Annotated in this window: 14 protein-coding genes; 10 read left to right on the forward strand and 4 right to left on the reverse strand. The window is 70.6% G+C overall.

The genetic code is table 11. The features are described from left to right. Positions 1-13: 13 nt before the first annotated feature. Together SPR02S_RS11330 and SPR02S_RS11335 are read right to left on the reverse strand one after the other, a co-directional pair. Positions 14-1813 (reverse strand): alpha-galactosidase D, encoded by a 1800-nt coding sequence (locus SPR02S_RS11330; protein ID WP_019057075.1) that lies wholly within the window; start codon positions 1811-1813, stop codon positions 14-16. 68 nt (positions 1814-1881) lie between these two features. After that, on the reverse strand, positions 1882-3054 hold the full coding sequence (locus tag SPR02S_RS11335) for an ROK family transcriptional regulator (protein WP_019057076.1): 1173 nt from the start codon (positions 3052-3054) through the stop codon (positions 1882-1884). Positions 3055-3189: 135 nt separating this feature from the next. On the opposite strand from SPR02S_RS11335, the gene SPR02S_RS55570 reads away from it, so the two are divergent. Continuing rightward, a complete protein-coding gene (locus SPR02S_RS55570; RefSeq protein WP_043258194.1) occupies positions 3190-3942 on the forward strand; it encodes a hypothetical protein in 753 nt (250 codons plus the stop codon). A gap of 51 nt (positions 3943-3993) precedes the next feature. Here SPR02S_RS55570 and SPR02S_RS11345 read toward each other — a convergent pair whose 3' ends face one another. After that, positions 3994-5799 (reverse strand): M4 family metallopeptidase, encoded by a 1806-nt coding sequence (locus SPR02S_RS11345; RefSeq protein ID WP_019057077.1) that lies wholly within the window; start codon positions 5797-5799, stop codon positions 3994-3996. A 310-nt stretch (positions 5800-6109) separates the two neighbouring features. Here SPR02S_RS11345 and SPR02S_RS11350 point away from each other — a divergent pair, with 310 nt between their 5' ends. The 9 genes from SPR02S_RS11350 to SPR02S_RS11390 all read left to right on the forward strand — a co-directional run bounded on the left by SPR02S_RS11350 (position 6110) and on the right by SPR02S_RS11390 (position 16940). Continuing rightward, a complete protein-coding gene (locus SPR02S_RS11350; protein WP_019057078.1) occupies positions 6110-7393 on the forward strand; it encodes a serine hydrolase domain-containing protein in 1284 nt (427 codons plus the stop codon). A gap of 198 nt (positions 7394-7591) precedes the next feature. Beyond that, entirely contained in the window at positions 7592-8974 is a 1383-nt protein-coding gene (locus SPR02S_RS11355) for a CAP domain-containing protein (RefSeq protein ID WP_019057079.1), read from the forward strand. Positions 8975-9040: 66 nt separating this feature from the next. Continuing rightward, positions 9041-9718: an AIM24 family protein gene (locus tag SPR02S_RS11360; protein ID WP_019057080.1), complete on the forward strand. Its 678-nt coding sequence runs from the start codon at positions 9041-9043 to the stop codon at positions 9716-9718. Between the two features lie 201 nt (positions 9719-9919). Further along, positions 9920-10966: a tetratricopeptide repeat protein gene (locus SPR02S_RS11365; protein ID WP_019057081.1), complete on the forward strand. Its 1047-nt coding sequence runs from the start codon at positions 9920-9922 to the stop codon at positions 10964-10966. Next, on the forward strand, positions 10963-11991 hold the full coding sequence (locus SPR02S_RS11370; RefSeq protein WP_019057082.1) for a polyprenyl synthetase family protein: 1029 nt from the start codon (positions 10963-10965) through the stop codon (positions 11989-11991). Before SPR02S_RS11365 ends, SPR02S_RS11370 begins: the two co-directional genes overlap by 4 nt. Positions 11992-12073: 82 nt before the next feature. After that, complete coding sequence (locus SPR02S_RS11375; RefSeq protein WP_019057083.1) at positions 12074-13033, forward strand: threonine/serine dehydratase family protein; 960 nt, start codon at positions 12074-12076, stop codon at positions 13031-13033. A gap of 351 nt (positions 13034-13384) precedes the next feature. After that, positions 13385-15043 carry a protein kinase domain-containing protein gene (locus tag SPR02S_RS11380; RefSeq protein WP_019057084.1) on the forward strand — a complete coding sequence of 553 codons (1659 nt, stop codon included), beginning with the start codon at positions 13385-13387 and terminating at the stop codon, positions 15041-15043. Between the two features lie 115 nt (positions 15044-15158). Next, positions 15159-16181, forward strand: a complete 1023-nt coding sequence (locus tag SPR02S_RS11385; protein ID WP_020684168.1) for a hypothetical protein — start codon at positions 15159-15161, stop codon at positions 16179-16181. Between the two features lie 111 nt (positions 16182-16292). After that, positions 16293-16940 carry a DUF2238 domain-containing protein gene (locus SPR02S_RS11390; protein WP_245607550.1) on the forward strand — a complete coding sequence of 216 codons (648 nt, stop codon included), beginning with the start codon at positions 16293-16295 and terminating at the stop codon, positions 16938-16940. On the opposite strand, the gene SPR02S_RS11395 is transcribed toward SPR02S_RS11390, so the two are convergent. After that, positions 16873-17361, reverse strand: coding sequence for a DUF6328 family protein (locus tag SPR02S_RS11395; RefSeq protein ID WP_019057087.1), 489 nt, complete (start codon positions 17359-17361; stop codon positions 16873-16875). The genes SPR02S_RS11390 and SPR02S_RS11395 overlap by 68 nt on opposite strands. Positions 17362-17381: the final 20 nt, after the last annotated feature.

Raw genomic sequence — 17381 nt, forward strand, 5'->3', positions numbered from 1 at the left:
CGAAAAGGTCGGCTCAGGAGGAGGAGTTGGGCACGTCGATCCGGTCGATGTCCGGCGCGTAGCCCGAACCGCTGTCGAAGGTGATCGTGTTGGCGCCCGCCTTCAGGGTCACCGGCACGCTGACCGTCCCGACGGTCCCCCAGTCGCCGGTGGACGGGAACTTGTGGCTGGTGGCGCCGTTGCCGTTCGAGGAGACGCTCACCGAGCGGGAGTCACCGCTGACGTAGGCGATCTTCACCTGGTAGGTGCCGGCCTTGGCGGCGACGACGTTGTTGACGGTGAGCTTGCCGCCGACGTAGAGGTTGCCCACCTTCTTGCCGCCGGAGCAGGCCGAGCAGTCGGCGATGTTGGCGTTGCCGCTGAGGGTGTTGGTGGCGGCCTCGGCCTCGTAGCCGGTCAGGGTGACAGCGCTGCCGCGCGGAGTGACGGTGAAGAGGCGGGAGCCGTGGGCGGGCAGGGCCTGGGTCACCTTGTTGGTGTAGGTGCCGAGGTCCTCGTGGTTCCAGAGGTCACGGACGGCTGCCTTGCCGGTGAAGCCGAGGGTCGTCCAGTTCGCGGAGACGGCGGCGGGGGCGTCGGAGAGGTTGAACAGGGCGACGGTGTAGGTGCCGTTGGGGTTCTTCGCGGCCCACACCTGCTGGGCGTCGGACGGGGTGACCGGGCGCGCGGGCGGTGCGTCGCTCTGGTCGACGGCGATGACCTCGCGGTTGGTCAGCAGGGAGACGCCGTAGTCGTCGAGCTTGGTGAGGTCGTCACCGGTGAAGAGCGGGGACTTGGCCACGGCCCAGAGGGTCGCGTAGCTCTGGCGCTCCGCCTTCGTCAGGCCGTCCATCGCGCCGTTGCCGACGTCGAGGGAGTCGAGGTCGTTCCAGCCGCCGGGGCCTGCCAGGCTCGTCCAGGCCGGGGTGTCGTCCCAGCGGTCGTCGACCGAGTTCTCCCAGGTGACAAGGGTGTTGCAGTAGCACTCGACGTCGGTGTCGATGCGCCAGCCGTTGGAGTACTTCTTCCAGTCGGCGGCGTGTCCGTAGTCGAGGGACCAGGAAAGTTCCAGGTGGATGGGGCGCCCGATGGCGGTGATGGCCTTGTTCCAGGCCGCCACATCGGCAACGTTGTCGTACTGATCACCGCTCTTGCCCGAACCCGGGCCCACACCGTCGAGCTTGAGGTAGTCGTAACCCCAGTCGGCGATCAACTGGGCCTGCGAATCGATGTACTTCTGCGTGCAGGGGCGGGAGAAGTCGAGCTTGTACGAGCTGTCCCAGCCGTTGGTGGTGCGCAGGTCGCTGTGGACGACGTCGGCGGTGGTACAGCCCTCGGCGTTCCAGATCGGTGTCTTGCCGCTGTTGTAGGCCTCCTTCTCCAGGCCCGCCGGCAGATAGATGCCGGCCTTGAGGCCCTTGGAGTGGATGCGGTCGGCGACGGCCTTCATGCCGCTGGGGAAGCGCTTCGGATCGGCTGCCTGGCGACCGTACTGGTCGTACTCGGGCGTCCAGCTGTTGTCGCGCCACCAGCCGGCGTCGATGTTGATGTGGTCGTAGCCGTACTTCTTCAGCTTGCTCGCGAGCGCGTCGGTCTGCTTGGTGACGTTCGCCTCGGTGAGGTAGCTGTAGTCGCCGTCCGGGTTGAGGCCCGGGTACTTGGACGACTGCATGCTCCAACTCGACCAGCCCATATAGGGCTTGGCCGCGACAGCCGTGGCGGTGTCCGCCGTGGGCGTGGCCGCCTCGGCGGCGGGGAGGTAGGTGGCGAAGCCGGCGGTGAGGGCCAGGACCACCATGGCTCTCAGGGCGCGGACAGGCGTGAGGGAGTACATCGTCGGGCTCCTCGTGCGGGTAGGAGTGTGCGGGGCGGGGAGTGTGCGGGTGGGGTGTGAGCGTGCGGCTAGGTGTCCGATCGGATGAAGGACTGGATCGCGGTGGCCGCGGCGCCGCGCGCCCACTCGTCGAAGGGCAGGGGCCGGGTGTGTACGTCGCACCGGGCGGCGGAGCCGAAGGCGGCCTCGGCGAAGGAGTCGCGGATCTGCTCGGCGAACAGGTCGTAGGCGGCCAGGCCCTCGCCGGAGATGATCACGCGTTCGGGGCCGAACAGGTTGACCACGGTCGCGATGCCCCGGCCGATGGCCTCACCGGCCCGCGCGTAGACCTCGCGCGCTCCGGCGTCGCCCTGGTGGGCGAGGGCCAATGCCTCGGCGGTGTCGGCGACTTGGACGCCGGTGACCTCGCGGACGCGGGCGACGATCGCGGCGTCCCCGGCGATCGCCTCGACGCAGCCGCGGTTGCCGCAGTGGCACAGCGGCCCGGCGGGGTCGACGACCACGTGCCCGATCTCACCGGCCACCCCGTGGGCACCCGCGACGACCTGGCCGTGCACGACCAGTCCGCAGCCGATGCCCGCGCCGACGGTCACCACGGCGAAGCCCGTGAGTCCCGCGCCGGCGCCGAACCACTGCTCGGCGACGGTCAGCGCGCGCACGTCGTTGTCGACGGTGACCGGCAACCCCGTTGTCATGGCGGCCAGTTCGGCCAGGCGTACGTCACGCCACTCCAGGAACGGCGAGTAGCGGACGACTCCTTCGCCGCGGTCCACGTCACCGGAGACCGCGAGCCCGAGGCCCAGCACCTGAACGCCCAAGTCGTCCGCCTCGGTGCGGAGTTCCTGGGCCAGGTCCGCGATCGACGACAGCACCGCCTTGGGGTCGCGGTCGGTCAGCGGCACATGGCGGGCGACCCGGATCCGGCAGCACAGGTCGGCGAGGACGCCGATGATCTCGTCGCCGGTCACCTTGACCCCGATGAACAACGCCCGCCCGCCGTCGACCCGGACGAGGTTCGCGGGCCGCCCCAGCGCCGGGGGCGCGTCCTGGTCGGCGCCCTCCGCCAGGTATCCGGCCTCCATCAGCGGCCGGACCGCCTTGGTCACGGCGGCCGCCGACAGCCCCGCCCGGCGGGCCACCTCAAGACGGGTGAGGGGGCCGTGGGACAGCACGATCGTGAACACCTGTGAGACGGCGGGGGTATGAGCCGGGAACGACTCGGTACGGGAGATCGAGCGCATGGCGGGAACCTAGATCCCTTCTTTTCCGTCGTCAATAAAAGAAGCAGGATTTGTCGAAGGCAAGTTGTGAGTCGCCTGAGCGGAGTTGATGCCTGCCGAGGCCTCGTTGTCAGTGCCGGGCGGCACAATCGCCGTATGACGACGATCGACTGGTCAGAGCTGACCCACGCCTACGGCAGCGCCGAGGACATCCCGGGCCTGTTCGCGCGCCTCGGTGGCGCCGAGGACGAGGCCGTGTGGCAGGAGTTGTGGGGCTCGCTGTGCCACCAGGGCTCGGTGTACGACGCGAGCTGGGCGGCGCTGCCCGTGCTCACCGACATCGCGCTGGGCCGGGCGCCGGGCGGGACGATACAGGCGGTCACCATGGCCGGGCTGATCACCACGGACCCGGACGAGGAGTGCCGTGCGCGGTACGCACGCGAGATAGGCCAACTGCTGGACGTGGCCCGGGTGTTGCGCGCCGATCCGGGACAGGACGCGCACACCTTCGTGTACCTCCAGATGGCCGTGCTCGCCTTCGAGGGCGGCGACGGGGTGTGGGCCGAGGCGCTGGAGCGGATCAATGCCGAGGAGTACGACCTGGAGTGCCCCGAGTGCGAGGAGGGCCTGTTCGTCGCGTTCGGCTCGTACGGCGTCTTCACCTCGGCCGGTGACTACGTGACCGGCACGGGCAAGGAGAAGGAGGTGGACACGGAGGGGCGGACGGAGCTCGTACCGGCCGCGCCCGATCGGCTCGACGGCATCGGTGCGCGCCTGCACGGCGAGGCGGTCGAGTTCGGGCAGGCGGAGGTGGCGCGGGCGTTGACGTATGTGTTCGGGAAGGCCAGTTGCCCTTCCTGCGAGGCCGAGTTCACCGTGTCCGAGGAGGTCGAGAAGCAGTGGATCTGAGGCCCGGACGCGTCCGGGTGCCCCGCTCGTGGCAGGGCACCCGGAGGCTCATCAGTGCCTGGCGGCAGGGGTGTTGACGACCGTGACGTTCACGGCGGCCCAGGCCTTGTCGACGGTCTTGTACGCCGCGCTGTTCGCGCCGTAGAGGTCCGCCGCGGCCTTCAGGGTCGCGAGGCGCGCGTCGTGGAAGTCGGTGGTGGACACCATGTAGCGGGTGAGCGCGCGGTAGAAGATCGCCGTGGCCTTGGTGCGGCCGATGCCGGTGACGGTCGAGCCGTCGTAGGTGGGCGAGTCGTAGGCGAAGCCGCCGATCGTCTTGCGGCCGCTGCCCTCCGCGAGGAGGTAGTAGGCGTGCGAGGAGACTCCGGAGCCGGAGTGCACCTCGGCGTCGTAGGTCTGCGGCGACCAGTAGTCGATCGTGCCCTCCAGCTTGTCGAGGGAGGGGTGGTCGAGGCGCCGCAGGAACTTCTGGGCGAGGCCGAGCTTCTCGCCGATCAGGTAGTTCGGCGGGTTCTTGGCGTTGTTGGCGCTGAACTCGACGTTCGAGCCGAAGATGTCCGCGAGGGACTCGTTCAGGGAGCCCGGCTCGCCGTACTGGTTGCCGTCCGCGTCGACACGGTTGGGCTCCAGCTTGGCCGTGGCGTCCACGACGCCGTGGGTCAGCTCATGTCCCGTCACGTCGAGGACGACGAGCGGCTTCTTGAACATGTCCCCGTCGCCGTCGCCGTAGAGCATGCAGCCGCAGGTCGAGTCCCAGAACGCGTTGGCCACCTTGTTGCCGAAGTGGACCATGCCGCGAGCGGCCTTGCCGTTGTTCGCTATGCCCTTGCGGCCGAAGGTCTTCTTGTAGAAGTCCAGGGTCTTGGTGATGCCGTACTGGGCGTCGACGGCGGCGCTGTCGCGGTGCGAGACGGCGCCGTTGCCCCACTTGTCATTTGTGGTCGTGAACTTCTTGCCCTGCGCGAAGTTCTCCAGTTCCTTCCCCTTGGCGTCGCGGGTCTCGGTGCCCCAGCGGGTCGGGTCCTTGAGGAGGTAACTGGTGCGTGCCGTGCGGGTGGTGGTCAGCGGCACCTTGCCGACGAAGAGGGAGGTGCCGGTGCCCGAGGCGGTGACCGGGTAGTGGACCGCGCGCGTCGCGGCGGCGACTCCGGTGCGGGAATTCGGCTGTACGACCACGCCGGTGGCGGGGTCCAGGGTCTCGCCGCGCTCGCGCAGGGTGTCGAGCAGTTTGGGCGAGAGGAACTCGTCGCGGTCGGGGGTGTTGCTGCGGACCTTGCCGGTGACGGCGTCGATGACGACGGTCCGGGTGCCGGCGGCTTCGGCGGTGGTGCTGTCGCTGACGGGTATCCGGTAGGCGAGGGCGGCTCCCCCGTCCCGGGCGTCCACCACGAGTTCGGCGGTGCCCGCGTCACCCTTGGCGACGGCGGCGGCCTTCGTCTCGGCCTGACCTGCCGTCAGCTCGGGCCGCGTGGTGGCGGGCCTGACGCTCTGCTCGGCCGCCCGGGTGACGCCGGTGTAGGCCAGGCCGTGGGACAGATGGACGACGAGGTCGCCGCCGAGGACCGGCATGCCCTGGTGCGTGCGTATGAAGCGCACATGCCGGGCGCCCTCGGGGTCGATCAGCACGTCCTGGGCCCGGAGTTCATCGCCCCGCGTGACACCGGTCGCCGACGCGTGCGCGAACGCGGCGGCACGCGCGGCCGTGACGACGGACGCGGCCGTAGTACCGGTGCCGGTCGACGTCTCCGCGCGATCCGTCCCCGTGGCCGGTCCCGCGTAGGCCGTTCCGGCCAGCCCCGTGGCGGCCGTCGTCACCGCGACGGCGATCGCCAGGCCGCGTATGTGGGGTCCACGCATGGATGAGGGCTCCTCCGTACGAAAGCGGCCGGGATCACCAACCGCCTTGAGACAGGACACGGTTGAACGCACCGCACCCAGGGGGCTGGTCGGGCCCCGGACCGAAACCCTCACGCATCCACCATGTACATGTAAAGCCGAAATGAACGGTTTTCGAGCCTTTCATGGCAATACTTTGCGCATCCGCATCGCTCAGTGATCAGCGAATGACCAACTGTGCTTCAGCTGTGGAGATGTGACGGGGCGCGAGAAGGTTGCCTCGCCCGACTGTGATCGATCTCGCAAACAGAGAAAAACGGGAGAGAACCGGATGGTCTCAAGAACGGTGCGCAGGGCCACGGCGTCGGCGGTGGCCCTGCTGACGCTCACGGCGGTACCGGCACATGCCGCGACCCACGAGTCGGACACCACGAGAACCAGCAGCACTGCACCGCTTCCGGCCCCGAACACGGCCGCACTTCCCGCCCCCGACATGGCAGGCCTCCGTGCCGTGCTGCGCACGCTCACGGCACAGGGCGCACCGGGTGCGATCGCCCGCATCGACGACCACGGCACCGTCCGCACGGCCGCCGCGGGCATCGACGACCGCACGACACGCCGGGCCATCGGCAACGCCGACCGCTTCCGCATCGGCAGCATCACCAAGTCGTTCTCGGCCGTCGTCCTGCTGCAACTCGTCGATGCCCACAAGCTGAACCTGGACGCCTCGGTCGACCGCTACCTGCCGGGCCTGCTCCCCGACAAACGGATCACCGTGCGCCACGTACTGAGCCACCGCAGCGGTCTCTACGACTACACGAACTCCATGTTCGCCAGCTCGGTCTCCGGCTTCGAGGCCGTACGCAACAAGGTCTTCACCTACCGGCAGTTGGTGCAGCTGTCGCTCCGGCACGCGCGCACCAACGCGCCGGGCGCCGCCTACTCGTACTCGAACACCAACTTCGTGGTCGCCGGGATGCTCATCGAGAAGCTGACGGGCCACTCCGTCGGAACCGAGTACCGGAAGCGCGTCATCGAGCCGCTCAAGCTGCGCGACACCTTCTACGTCCACCCGGCCACGAAGATCCCGGGCCGGTACGCCCACGGCTATCTCACCCCGGACCGCGCGGGCGCACCGCTCGTCGACGCCACCGACCAGACTGTCTCCTGGGCGCAGAGCGCGGGCGCGGTCATCTCCACCACCCGCGACCTGAACACCTTCTTCTCCGCGCTGCTCGGCGGCAGGCTCACCTCCGCCGCCCAGCTCGCGCAGATGGAGCGGTGGACCCCGGTCAACAGCACGACCCGGTACGGACTCGGACTGCGCCGCCGCGATCTGTCCTGCGGTGTCTCCGTGTACGGCCACACGGGCGCGGTCCAGGGTTTCTACACCTACTCCTTCACCTCGAAGGACGGCCGCCGCAGCCTCACCGCGCTGGCCAACACCTCCAACAACGGCAAGGTGCTGAACACGATGGCGGGCACCCTGGAGTCGGCGTTCTGCGGCAAGCGGACGAAGGCGATCCAGAACTCGCCGCTCACCGGCCGCGGCTCCTACGTCACCGAACGGAATGTGGCCTACGAGGACATCGCGCCGGGGGTCGCACGGGACTGAGGACGCGGTGCGCGGGTGGGGTCGGGGGCGAGGTCGGGCAGCCTCGCTCTCCGGCCCTCCCCGCCCTCGCTCCGGCCCCCACCGCGTCCTGCGGGAACCCTCGCGCGCCGACGGGACGTTGAGTGGAGGACGAAGTCCCCCACCGGGGAAGTCCCCTGGGGAAGTCCCCCACCGGGCACGATCAGCGAGGGCGGTGCCATGAACGAGCTGGTGCCGGGCGGCAATCTGCCCCTTCCGGGCGGCGCCCTGACCCTGCGGGTGCCCGGCCCCTTCGACATGTCGGCGCTGATCACGGACGAGAGCGGCAAGGTCGGCGGCGACGCGGACTTCGTGTTCTACAACCAGCCGAGGGCGCCCGGAGCACGGCTGCGGGACGGCACCCTGGCCATCGACCCGGCCCGCCTGCGCACCGGCGCCGCGCGGGTCACCGTCGTCATCAGTCCGGCCGAGCCCGGCACCCCCTTGGGCCGCCTGCCCGGCCCCACCCTCCATGTGACCGACACCGGCGGCCGACCCCTCACCCGCTTCACCCCACCACGCCCCCGGCGGGAGACCGTCCTGCTCCTCGCCGAGCTGTACCGACGCGGCACCGGCTGGAAGCTGCGCGCACTGGGGCAGGGGTACGCCGACGGACTCGCGGGGATCGCGCGGGACTTCGGCGTGGACATCGCCGAGGACGCGACTCCCGCGGCGGCACGAGGGGCGGGAGCGCGAGCCGGAGGGGCCGGCGCGGGAGGTGCGGGCGCCGCCACGCCACGCCCGACACGGGGCGCCTCCCCGGCCACCGCCCCCACCAACCACACCGACCCCACCGGCTTCCTCGCCCTCGCCAACTCGGCCCGCGCCGGCTCCGGTTCACCGCCCGTCTCCCTCGATCCCCGACTCACCGCCGCGGCACAAGCGCACGCCTCCGCCATGGCCGCCGCCGGACACCTCAGCGCCGAGAGCCGAGACGGCACGTCCGTGTACCAGCGGGTGATCCACGCCGGTTACGCCTACCTCACCGTCGGCGAGCACCTGGTCTCCGGCCTGCGCACCCCCGCCGAGTTCGTCGACTACTGCCTGCGCACCGAACGCGCCCGCCGGACGCTGCTGGAGCGGGTCTTCACGCACGCGGGTCTCGCGCAGGCCGTCGATCGCCGCTCCGGTGACATCTACTGGACGGGGTTGTGGGCAAGGCCGCTCACCGCGGGCAACCTGGCCCGAACGGCGGACAGGGTCGTCGAGTCGACCAACGCGGAGCGCGCCAGGGCCGGGCTGCGCGCACTCGCCGTAGACCCGCTGCTGGCCGCCGCCGCGCAGGCGCACAGCACCGACATGGTGGCCCGCGCCTTCTACTCGCACACCTCGCCCGACGGCTCGCAGCCCTGGGACCGGGCCGCCGCCGCGGGTGCGCGCAGACGCACGATCGGCGAGAACATCGCGTGCGGTCAGCGAACGCCCGCCGAGGTCGTCGAGGGCTGGATGAACAGCCCCGGCCATCGCGCCAACATCCTCAAGCCGGACTTCACCCACATAGGCATCGGCTTCGCGGGCGGTGGACAGATGGGGACGTACTGGACGCAACTCTTCGGCGCCTGACCGCCGGGGAGAGTCACCCCCTCCACGATCTTGGCGGAATGAGATCTTCCGGGTCAGGATGCCCGCATGAAGGGTGATCTGTTTTCCAGTGAGCACATGGTGCAGCCGGCCACCGCGCCGGGCATGACCGTCGAGAATGCCAAGTGCATCAGGTACGCGGTCAACGGCGAGATGCTCGCCCGCCAGGGGGCGATGATCGCCTACCGCGGCAATCTCCAGTTCGAGCGCAAGGGCCAGGGCGTGGGCGGCATGCTCAAGCGCGCGGTCACCGGTGAGGGTCTGCCGCTGATGGTGGTGCGCGGACAGGGCGAGGCGTGGTTCGCGCACGAGGCGCAGAACTGTTTCGTGGTCGAGATCGACCCCGGTGACGAGTTCACCGTCAACGGCCGCAACGTGCTGTGTTTCGACGCCTCGTTGTCGTACGCGATCAAGACGGTGAAGGGCTCCGGCATCGCGGGCGGCGGTCTCTTCAACAGCGTCTTCACCGGGCAGGGCAAGCTGGGTCTGGTCTGCGAGGGCAACCCTCTGGTCATACCGGTCTCGCCGCAGTACCCGGTGTTCGTCGACACGGACGCGGTGGTCGGCTGGTCGGCCCACCTCCAGACCTCGCTGCACCGTTCGCAGTCCATCGGCTCGATGCTGCGCGGCGGTTCGGGCGAGGCCGTCCAACTCATGCTCCAGGGCGAGGGGTTCGTCGTCGTACGACCGAGCGAGGAGACCCCGCAGAAGGCTCAGCAGCACTGAGGTCACGGCGAGTGATCTACACCTCAGAGGCAACCTCGCCGTACACATCGACGTCTTGATCCACATCAGCAGATGACGCCCTGGCCCCCACGGCCGGGGCTCATTTTCAACGCTCTATACACGACATGTATACATGCAGCGTATACCCATTATGTATACACACAGTGTCTACATGTCGTGCATATGGACCGGAAGGCATCGATGTACGGCAAGGCATTCGCTCCGGAGTACCAGGGAGCCCTCACCACCCTGTCCGTGAACTCCTCACTGGTCGACGTACTGGCCGCCGGCACCGAGCAGTTGGCGGCGGCCGAGCGGTCCGGGCAGCGCGGCGAGGCGGCCCGCTCGGGGCTCGCGGTCGCCGAGGCGCACCGGCGGCTCGGACAGGTGCGGGAGGCGGACCGGGCGTGGAAGGCGAGTTACCGCGCGGCCCGCGACGCCGGGGACACGGCCGCGATGGCCTGGGCGATGTGGAGCGGCGGCACCCTGGCCCGGCAGCGCGGCGCGTTCCCGCTGGCCTGGCGGCTGTTGGGGCTCGCGGCCGAACTCGGCGAGCGCGGCGGCGACATCGTCGTACGGGGCTACTCGCTGGCGGGCCTCGCCGAGACCGGCCGCATCCAGGGCGACTACGAGGCCGTGGCACGCCTGCATGAACAACTCCTCGCCGAGGCCCGCAAACGCGGCGAGGCCCGGCACACGGTGTGGGCGCTGGAGGGCATCGCGCAGATCCATCGCAACAGGGGTTCCTACGACACGGCGTTCGCGATGTTCGAGGAGGCGGCCGAGATCGCGGCGGGCGCCGACGACAGGCGCGGGCATGCCTGGGCGCTGCGCGGACTCGCCGACATCGTCTCCGTGCGCGACCGGGACACCGAGCGGGCGCTCGGCCTGCTGTCCGAGGCGGAGGAGAGCTGCCGTGCGATGACGTTGTCCAGCGCGCTCGCCTACAACCACAAGATGCGCGGCAACGTCCTTTACCGCGCCGGGCGTTATGCCGAGGCGCGGGACCTCTACGAGCAGGCACTCGCCGAGTTCCGCGCGATGAGCGAGCCGCGTGGCGAGGCCCTCTCCCGGCTTGGCCTGGCCAAGTCCCTGGCCCGGCTGGGCCGCGACCGCACCGAGACGGCGGCCGAACTCGCCGAACTGGCAAGGACGTTGGAACGGATAGGCCTGCGACACGCGCGGGAGATGGTGGCGCGGGCGCAGGACGAGCTGGGCGTCGGCGGCACGGCGGAGGCCGTACGGTGACGGCGCGCTCCTCGACCGTAGCGGCACCGTCCGTGCCTCACGTCCTGTCCCGCTGCCGGGACTTGGTGCGCCCCGCGCTCACGGAGGCCGTCGGGCGGCTGCATCCGTGGATGGGTGAGATGGCGGCCTACTCGTTCGGCTGGTGCGAGGTGGGCGGCGCTCCCGTCGCCGCGCCGGGCGGCAAGGGCGTACGGCAGACCCTCGCCGTGCTCGGCGCGGAGGCGGCCGGAGCGCCCGGGCGGGCCGGGGTCGCCGCGGCAGTGGCGGTGGAACTGGTGCACACCTTCTCGCTGTTGCACGACGACATCATGGACGGCGACCCGACCCGGCGCCGCCGCCCCACGGTCTGGAAGGCCTACGGCACGGGACCGGCCGTCCTCGCGGGCGACGCCCTGTTCGCGCTGGCCGTCGAGACGCTCGCCGCGGCCCCGGGTGGAGCGGGCGGGCTGCGTCTGCTGTCCACGGCGCTCGGCGACCTGGTGCACGGGCAGGCGGACGACCTGCTGTTCGCCGCGCGCCCCTGGACGGGGCCGGAGCGGGTCCGCCCGGACGAGTACCGGGCGATGGCCGAGGGCAAGACGGGCGCGCTGCTCGGCTGCGCGGTCGCGGTCGGTGCCGTGCTCGGCGGAGCGCCCCCGACGACGGTCGCCGCGCTCGACCGGGCCGGACGGCATCTCGGCATCGCCTTCCAACTGGTCGACGACATCCTGGGGATCTGGGGCGACCCGGCGGTGACCGGCAAGCCCGTGCACGGAGATCTGCGGGAGCGCAAGAAGACCTTCCCGGTCCTGGCCGCGCTCTCCGCCCCCGGCGCCCAACGCCTCGCCGCGCTCCTGGAGTCGGGCACCGAACCCGCCGTAGCGGCAGCGCTGATCGAGGAGGCGGGTGGTCGTGCGGCGGCGCTGGCGGAGGCCCGTCGGCACATCGGCGCCGTGGAGACGGCTCTCGCCGGTGTGCCGCTGGCTGCCGGGCCCGCGGACGACCTGCGGTCCCTGCTGGAGTTCCTGGTGCGCCGCGATCTCTGAAACGTGTTGACCTGCGCGTCCTTTCCGAGTCAGGGTCTAACCGGCACGGGTCACCTGTCCCCGTGCCGGAAGGATGACTGCCTTGATCGGCATCTCGGAGATCGAAGCCGCCGCCGAGCGGATCGCCGGACACGTCGTACGCACCCCGACCCTGCGGAGCTTCGGGCTCTCCGAGCTGCTCGGCGCGCCGGTCACGACGAAGCTGGAGCTGTTGCAGCGCACGGGTTCCTTCAAGGCGCGCGGGGCGACGGCGAAGCTGCTGTCGCTCGGCGAGACCGAGTTGGCGGCCGGGGTGGTCGCGGTCAGCGGCGGCAATCACGGGATCGCGCTCGCGGTCATGGCGGCGGCGCTCGATGTGAAGGCGACGGTGGTCATGCCGCGTTCGGCGCCGGCGCGGTCCGTCGCGCTGGTGGAGGCGGCGGGCGCGTCACTGCGGCTGACGGACGACATGCCGAGCGCGTTCGCGCTGGTGAACCGGTTGCGGGACGAGGGGCTGACCCTGGTCCACCCGTTCGACGACCCGGTGGTGATCGCCGGACAGGGCACCGTGGGGCTGGAGTTCGCGGAGGACGCCGGTGAACTCACCGATGTCCTGGTCAGCATCGGCGGCGGTGGCCTGATCGCCGGTGTCGCCGCCGCCCTGCACGCCCGGCGGCCCGGAATCCGGGTCTGGGGTGTGGAGACCGAGGGTGCCGAGGCCATGTCAGCGGCGCTCGCGGCGGGCGGCCCGGTACCGGTCACGCCCTCGTCGATCGTGACGACGCTCAGCGCGCCGGCCGTGTCGCAGCTGACGTACGACCATGTGTCGGCCCTCGTCACCGAGGTGCTGACCGTCCCCGACCGGGAGGCCGTACGGGGTTGTCTCGACCTCGCCGAGCACGCCAAGGTGTGGACCGAGCCCGCCGCGGGCTGTCTGCTGCCCGCCGCCCGGCAGGTGCTGGAGCGGGTCGGCGACGGCGCCCGGCTCGGCCTGGTGGTCTGCGGGGGCAACGCGACCGTCGGCGAGATCGCGGGCTGGTCGGAGGGCTTCGGGTTGCGCTGACTTTCCGTCAACTCCCTTCGTCCACAGGATCGTTGACAGGCTCGTGGACAGATCCCTTGACTACGTTGTCGACAAAGACCCGTGTATTCGTGGTCTTCACGCCTGCGTTTACCGCCGGTTACCACCAGGTAGGGCGCCGATATTCCGCCGCGGAAGCCCCCATGGCGAATTCACCCGCCCCGGGACACGAGCGCCGACCTGGGACCTCCCCGCGACTCGATTTTCTCGCACACCTGCTCGCCGCCGTTGAATAAAAGGCAAGAAACACCGGGGAATTGGGTTTCCTTTGAACGCAGCCCGGCACATCCACCGTACTTCTGTGAAAGGTGAGACCCAGGGGTTCAGCGAGGGATGGCCATGGTCGAGACGCACGTCTCCGCACACGAGTCGGTCGCCGGCAGATACCGGCCCATGGAGGTCGCGCACCGCGAGACCAACCGTGTCTCCTGGTACGGCGAGGACATGATCGACGAACGCCCCTGCCTCCTCACGCAGGTGACCCTCCCCGCCGCCCCGGACGGGGAGAGCGCCGGCCGGATCACCGCCGGCATCCGGCGCACCACCGACGTCATGGTGCTGCTCTGCCCCACCCGGGTCGCACCGGTCGTCGACGCCGTCGAGGAGGCCGGCACGCTGTGGACCGTCACCGACTGGATCGACGGCACCCCGCTCGGCCAACTCCTCGCCCAGCAGGGCACGTTCCACTACGTCCGGGCCGCCCGCATCGGGCTCGAACTGCTCGACATCCTGGAGTCCGCGCACAGCGAGGGCATCACCCACGGCGAACTCAGCCCCGGCCAGGTGTTCGTGCGCGACCAGGGCGGGATCGTCCTCACCGGCTTCGGACTCGCGGGCGCCACCCTCGCCCCCCGGATCACCGCACCGTCGTACGCCTCGCCGGAACAGGCACGGGACGAACGCATCGGTCCCGCCGCCGACTTGTGGGCGCTGGGCGCGATCCTCTACACGCTGGTCGAGGGACACCCGCCGTTCCGCGACCGGGGCCGACCCGAGGCGACCCTGAAGGGCGTCGACCGGCTCCCGATGCGCGGCCCGTCACGCGCCGGCCCGCTGGCACAGGTCGTGCAGGGGCTGCTGCGCAAGAACTCCCAGGAGCGGCTGACCCGCCCGGTGGTCCGCGAGTCCCTCACCCGCATCCTCAACGACGACCCGTACGCCGACCGCGAGCCGGTTCCGCTGCCCCGCCTGCGGCGGGCCTTCGACTCCTTCCGCGGGGCGGGGACCACCTGGAGCGGCCGCGGCATGGCCGCCGGGACCGCCCTCGCCGTCGGCACCGTCACGGTCGCCGTCCTGGCCGCCACCCACCAACTGCCCGGCACTCGGACCTCAGCGACGTCCGAGCCCTCCCCCCTGCCCTCCGCGTCCGCCTCGGTCAGCACCCCCGGCGAGAACGTCGACGGCCACGCCTACTCCCCGTCCGCCACGCCGTCGCCCACGTCCCCCGCCTCGCCGTCCCCTTCCGCGTCCGCCTCGCCCTCCGTCACCGCGTCCCCCTCCCCCTCCCCCTCCCCCACCGCCTCGGCGCTGCCGGCCGGCTTCCGCGTGTTCAAGGCGCCGCAGGGCTTCTCCGTGGCGCTCCCCAAGGGCTGGAAGGTGATCGATACCCAGCAGGTGTCCGGCGCCTACCGGGTCACCTTCGGCGCGACGGACGAGCCGCGCACGCTGGCCGTGACCTACAGCACACAGGCGGGCCCGGACCCGGTGGCCATCTGGCGGGACGACGTCCTCCCGGGGCTGAAGCAGACCGAGGGGTTCCAGCAGATCGGCGACATCCAAGCCACCACGTACCAGGGCGACAAGGCTGCCGACCTGGAGTGGTTCTCCGGCACCGGCGACGACCGGATACGCACGCTCGGGCGCGGTTTCCTGATCGGCGGCGGGCGCAGTTTCTCGCTACGGTGGACGACGCCCGCCGACGAATGGAACGACGCGGCCAACCGCCAGGCGTTGCAGACCTTCTTCAAGACCTTCCGGCGGGAATCGAACTGACGGCACTGACCGCGCCGCGAGGGCCGGGCGCTCAAACCAGCGGCAATGGGTGGATATAGGCTGCCTGTTCGCACCGTGCCTCATCACAAGCCCAGGAGAGTCCGCCTTGACCGTAGTGATCGACCAGGCCGAGACGTCCTTCACCGCCCTCGACGACACCGGCCTCGTCGCCCGGGACGCGCACGAGTTCGGAGCCTACGCCCGCACCGGCGGCTGGGCGTTCGGCCTCAAGGTGGCGCGCAGCGTCCGGCCCGGCGGGCAGAGCGCGGACGAGACGTCCAAGGTGTCCGCGAAGGAGTTCGCCGAACTCGCCGACTGCTCCCCCGAGCGTGTCATGCGTTACTACAAGGCCTGGGACCGGGCCGCGGACGACGGTCTCGTCCCGCACTTCGAGGAGCTGGCCCCCGGCCAGGAGGTCGAACTCCCGGACGCGGACGTGTGGTTGAACTACTACGTCTCCCGTTCCAGCGCCACCTCGGAGCGCGGCACGGCCATCACCGAGGCCGCCGAGGCCGAGGGCATCCGCCCCACCAAGGCGCTGGAGGTCGCGGAGAACCCGACCGCGCTGCGCGCCGCGATCCTCGCCGACCCGTCAACCGCGCGGGCGGCCCGGCAGGCGCTCCTGGACCGCGTCCGCGAGGACCCTGAGCTCCAGTCCGAGCTGGCCCGGGACGTCGTACGCACCGACGACCTGAAGAAGGCGGTGGCGACGGAGAGCCGCTCGGCGGACCGGATCGGATACGTCCGCCAGATCGCCGAGTCGGGCCAGATCAAGACCCCCGCCGGCCAGACCGTCGACGCACCCGTCGACCTCCGCCAGGAGGCCGAGCGGCACCTCTCGCTCCTCGACGAGCTGGAGGACGGCGAGGACACCGGCGGGTGGGCCACCGAGGCCTACGACACGATGAAGAACCTGGTCGTCGAGGCGGTCGAGGCCGACCCCGAACTGCGCGTCCAGGAGAAGCGGACGAAGTTCTACAGCAGCCTGCAGAAGGCCACGAAGGCGTTCGAGGAGCTGACCTTCGACGACGCCCAGGACTTCTACGAGGACGACATGGTCCAGCGCCTGGAGGAGCTCCAGCAGGCCATCGACAGCTGCCTCAACGCGCTGCGCAAGACCACCACTCCGGCTGAGTAGCCGTACTCATGTAGCGACTTCGGCCTTCGGACACGATGGGGCTCCCCACGACAAGGGAGCCCCATCGTGTCCGTTCTTCCCTCCGCACCGCGGCGCCGTCTGCCCGCCGCCATGGTCGCGCTGGTGGTCGTCGGTATGGCCCTCTCCGCCTGGCAGCCGCACGATCGCACGACGTGGTTCCTGGAGACCGTGTGGGTCTTCGTCGGACTCCCGGTGATCGTCCTGACCTGGCGCCGCTTCCCGATGACCGGCCTGCTGTGCTGTCTGCTCGCCGCGCACGCGCTGGTCCTCGCCGTGGGCGGCCACTACACGTACGCGGAGGTACCGGCGGGCGACTGGGTCCGTGACACCTTCGGCCTCAGCCGCAATCCCTACGACCGTCTCGGCCACCTCATGCAGGGCTCCGTACCGGCGGTCCTGGTACGGGAGTTGCTCACCCGCACCTCACCCCTGCGCGGCAGCCGCTGGCTGGCGCCGCTCACCGTGTGCGCGTGTCTCGCCTTCAGCGCCCTGTTCGAGCTCTTCGAGTGGGCGGCGGCCGTGATCGGCGGACACAGCGCGGACGCGTTCCTGGCCACTCAGGGGGACGTGTGGGACACGCAGTGGGACATGTTCTGCGCGCTGATCGGGGCCACGGTCTCGGTGCTGCTGCTCAGCCGCGTCCACGACCGGCAGCTGGCGAGGCTCGGGGTCATCGGGTCGTATGCCGGTGCCGGGCCCACATGGGCAGTACGAACCAGCACAGCAGGTACCAGCTGACGACCCCCGCGACCAACCAGGGCACATAGGCGTCGTGGGTGGCGACCCGGAGGATCAACAGCAGCGCGGCGGTCATCGTGGCTAGCAGCAGGACGAGGCCGACGAAGGTCAGCCGGGACGCCCAGCGCACCGCCTGGGGTTTCACGCTCCGGCCGGAGACCAGGCGGTGCAGGGACACCGGGCCGATCAGGGCGCCGGTGGCGGTGGCGCCGAGGACGACGGTCACGATGTACAGAACCTGGTTCGCGTGCTCCAGCTGCGCGTACTTCGGGGTGAAGACGACGGTGAGCAGGAACCCGAACAGGATCTGTACGCCGGTCTGCGCGACCCGGACCTCCTGGATGAGTTCGCCCCACATCCGGTCCGCCCGCTCGTCCTCGGACTCGTCGCGCCCCGCCCGTCGATCTTCCTCCTGGGTCATGCGGTCCGTGTAACCGGACC

Origin of the sequence: Streptomyces prunicolor NBRC 13075 (assembly GCF_000367365.1) — a bacterium.
Taxonomy (GTDB): Bacteria; Actinomycetota; Actinomycetes; order Streptomycetales; family Streptomycetaceae; genus Streptomyces; species Streptomyces prunicolor.

Excerpts from the sequence above, each read along its gene's own strand:
- SPR02S_RS11335 (WP_019057076.1), bottom strand. The coding sequence starts at position 3,054 with ATGCGCTCGATCTCCCGTACCGAGTCGTTCCCGGCTCATACCCCCGCC.
- SPR02S_RS11345 (WP_019057077.1), bottom strand. The coding sequence starts at position 5,799 with ATGCGTGGACCCCACATACGCGGCCTGGCGATCGCCGTCGCGGTGACG.
- SPR02S_RS11350 (WP_019057078.1), top strand. The coding sequence starts at position 6,110 with ATGGTCTCAAGAACGGTGCGCAGGGCCACGGCGTCGGCGGTGGCCCTG.
- SPR02S_RS11395 (WP_019057087.1), bottom strand. The coding sequence starts at position 17,361 with ATGACCCAGGAGGAAGATCGACGGGCGGGGCGCGACGAGTCCGAGGAC.
- SPR02S_RS11390 (WP_245607550.1), top strand. The coding sequence starts at position 16,293 with ATGGTCGCGCTGGTGGTCGTCGGTATGGCCCTCTCCGCCTGGCAGCCG.
- SPR02S_RS11365 (WP_019057081.1), top strand. The coding sequence starts at position 9,920 with ATGTACGGCAAGGCATTCGCTCCGGAGTACCAGGGAGCCCTCACCACC.
- SPR02S_RS11380 (WP_019057084.1), top strand. The coding sequence starts at position 13,385 with ATGGCCATGGTCGAGACGCACGTCTCCGCACACGAGTCGGTCGCCGGC.
- SPR02S_RS11330 (WP_019057075.1), bottom strand. The coding sequence starts at position 1,813 with ATGTACTCCCTCACGCCTGTCCGCGCCCTGAGAGCCATGGTGGTCCTG.
- SPR02S_RS11355 (WP_019057079.1), top strand. The coding sequence starts at position 7,592 with ATGAACGAGCTGGTGCCGGGCGGCAATCTGCCCCTTCCGGGCGGCGCC.
- SPR02S_RS55570 (WP_043258194.1), top strand. The coding sequence starts at position 3,190 with ATGACGACGATCGACTGGTCAGAGCTGACCCACGCCTACGGCAGCGCC.
- SPR02S_RS11360 (WP_019057080.1), top strand. The coding sequence starts at position 9,041 with ATGAAGGGTGATCTGTTTTCCAGTGAGCACATGGTGCAGCCGGCCACC.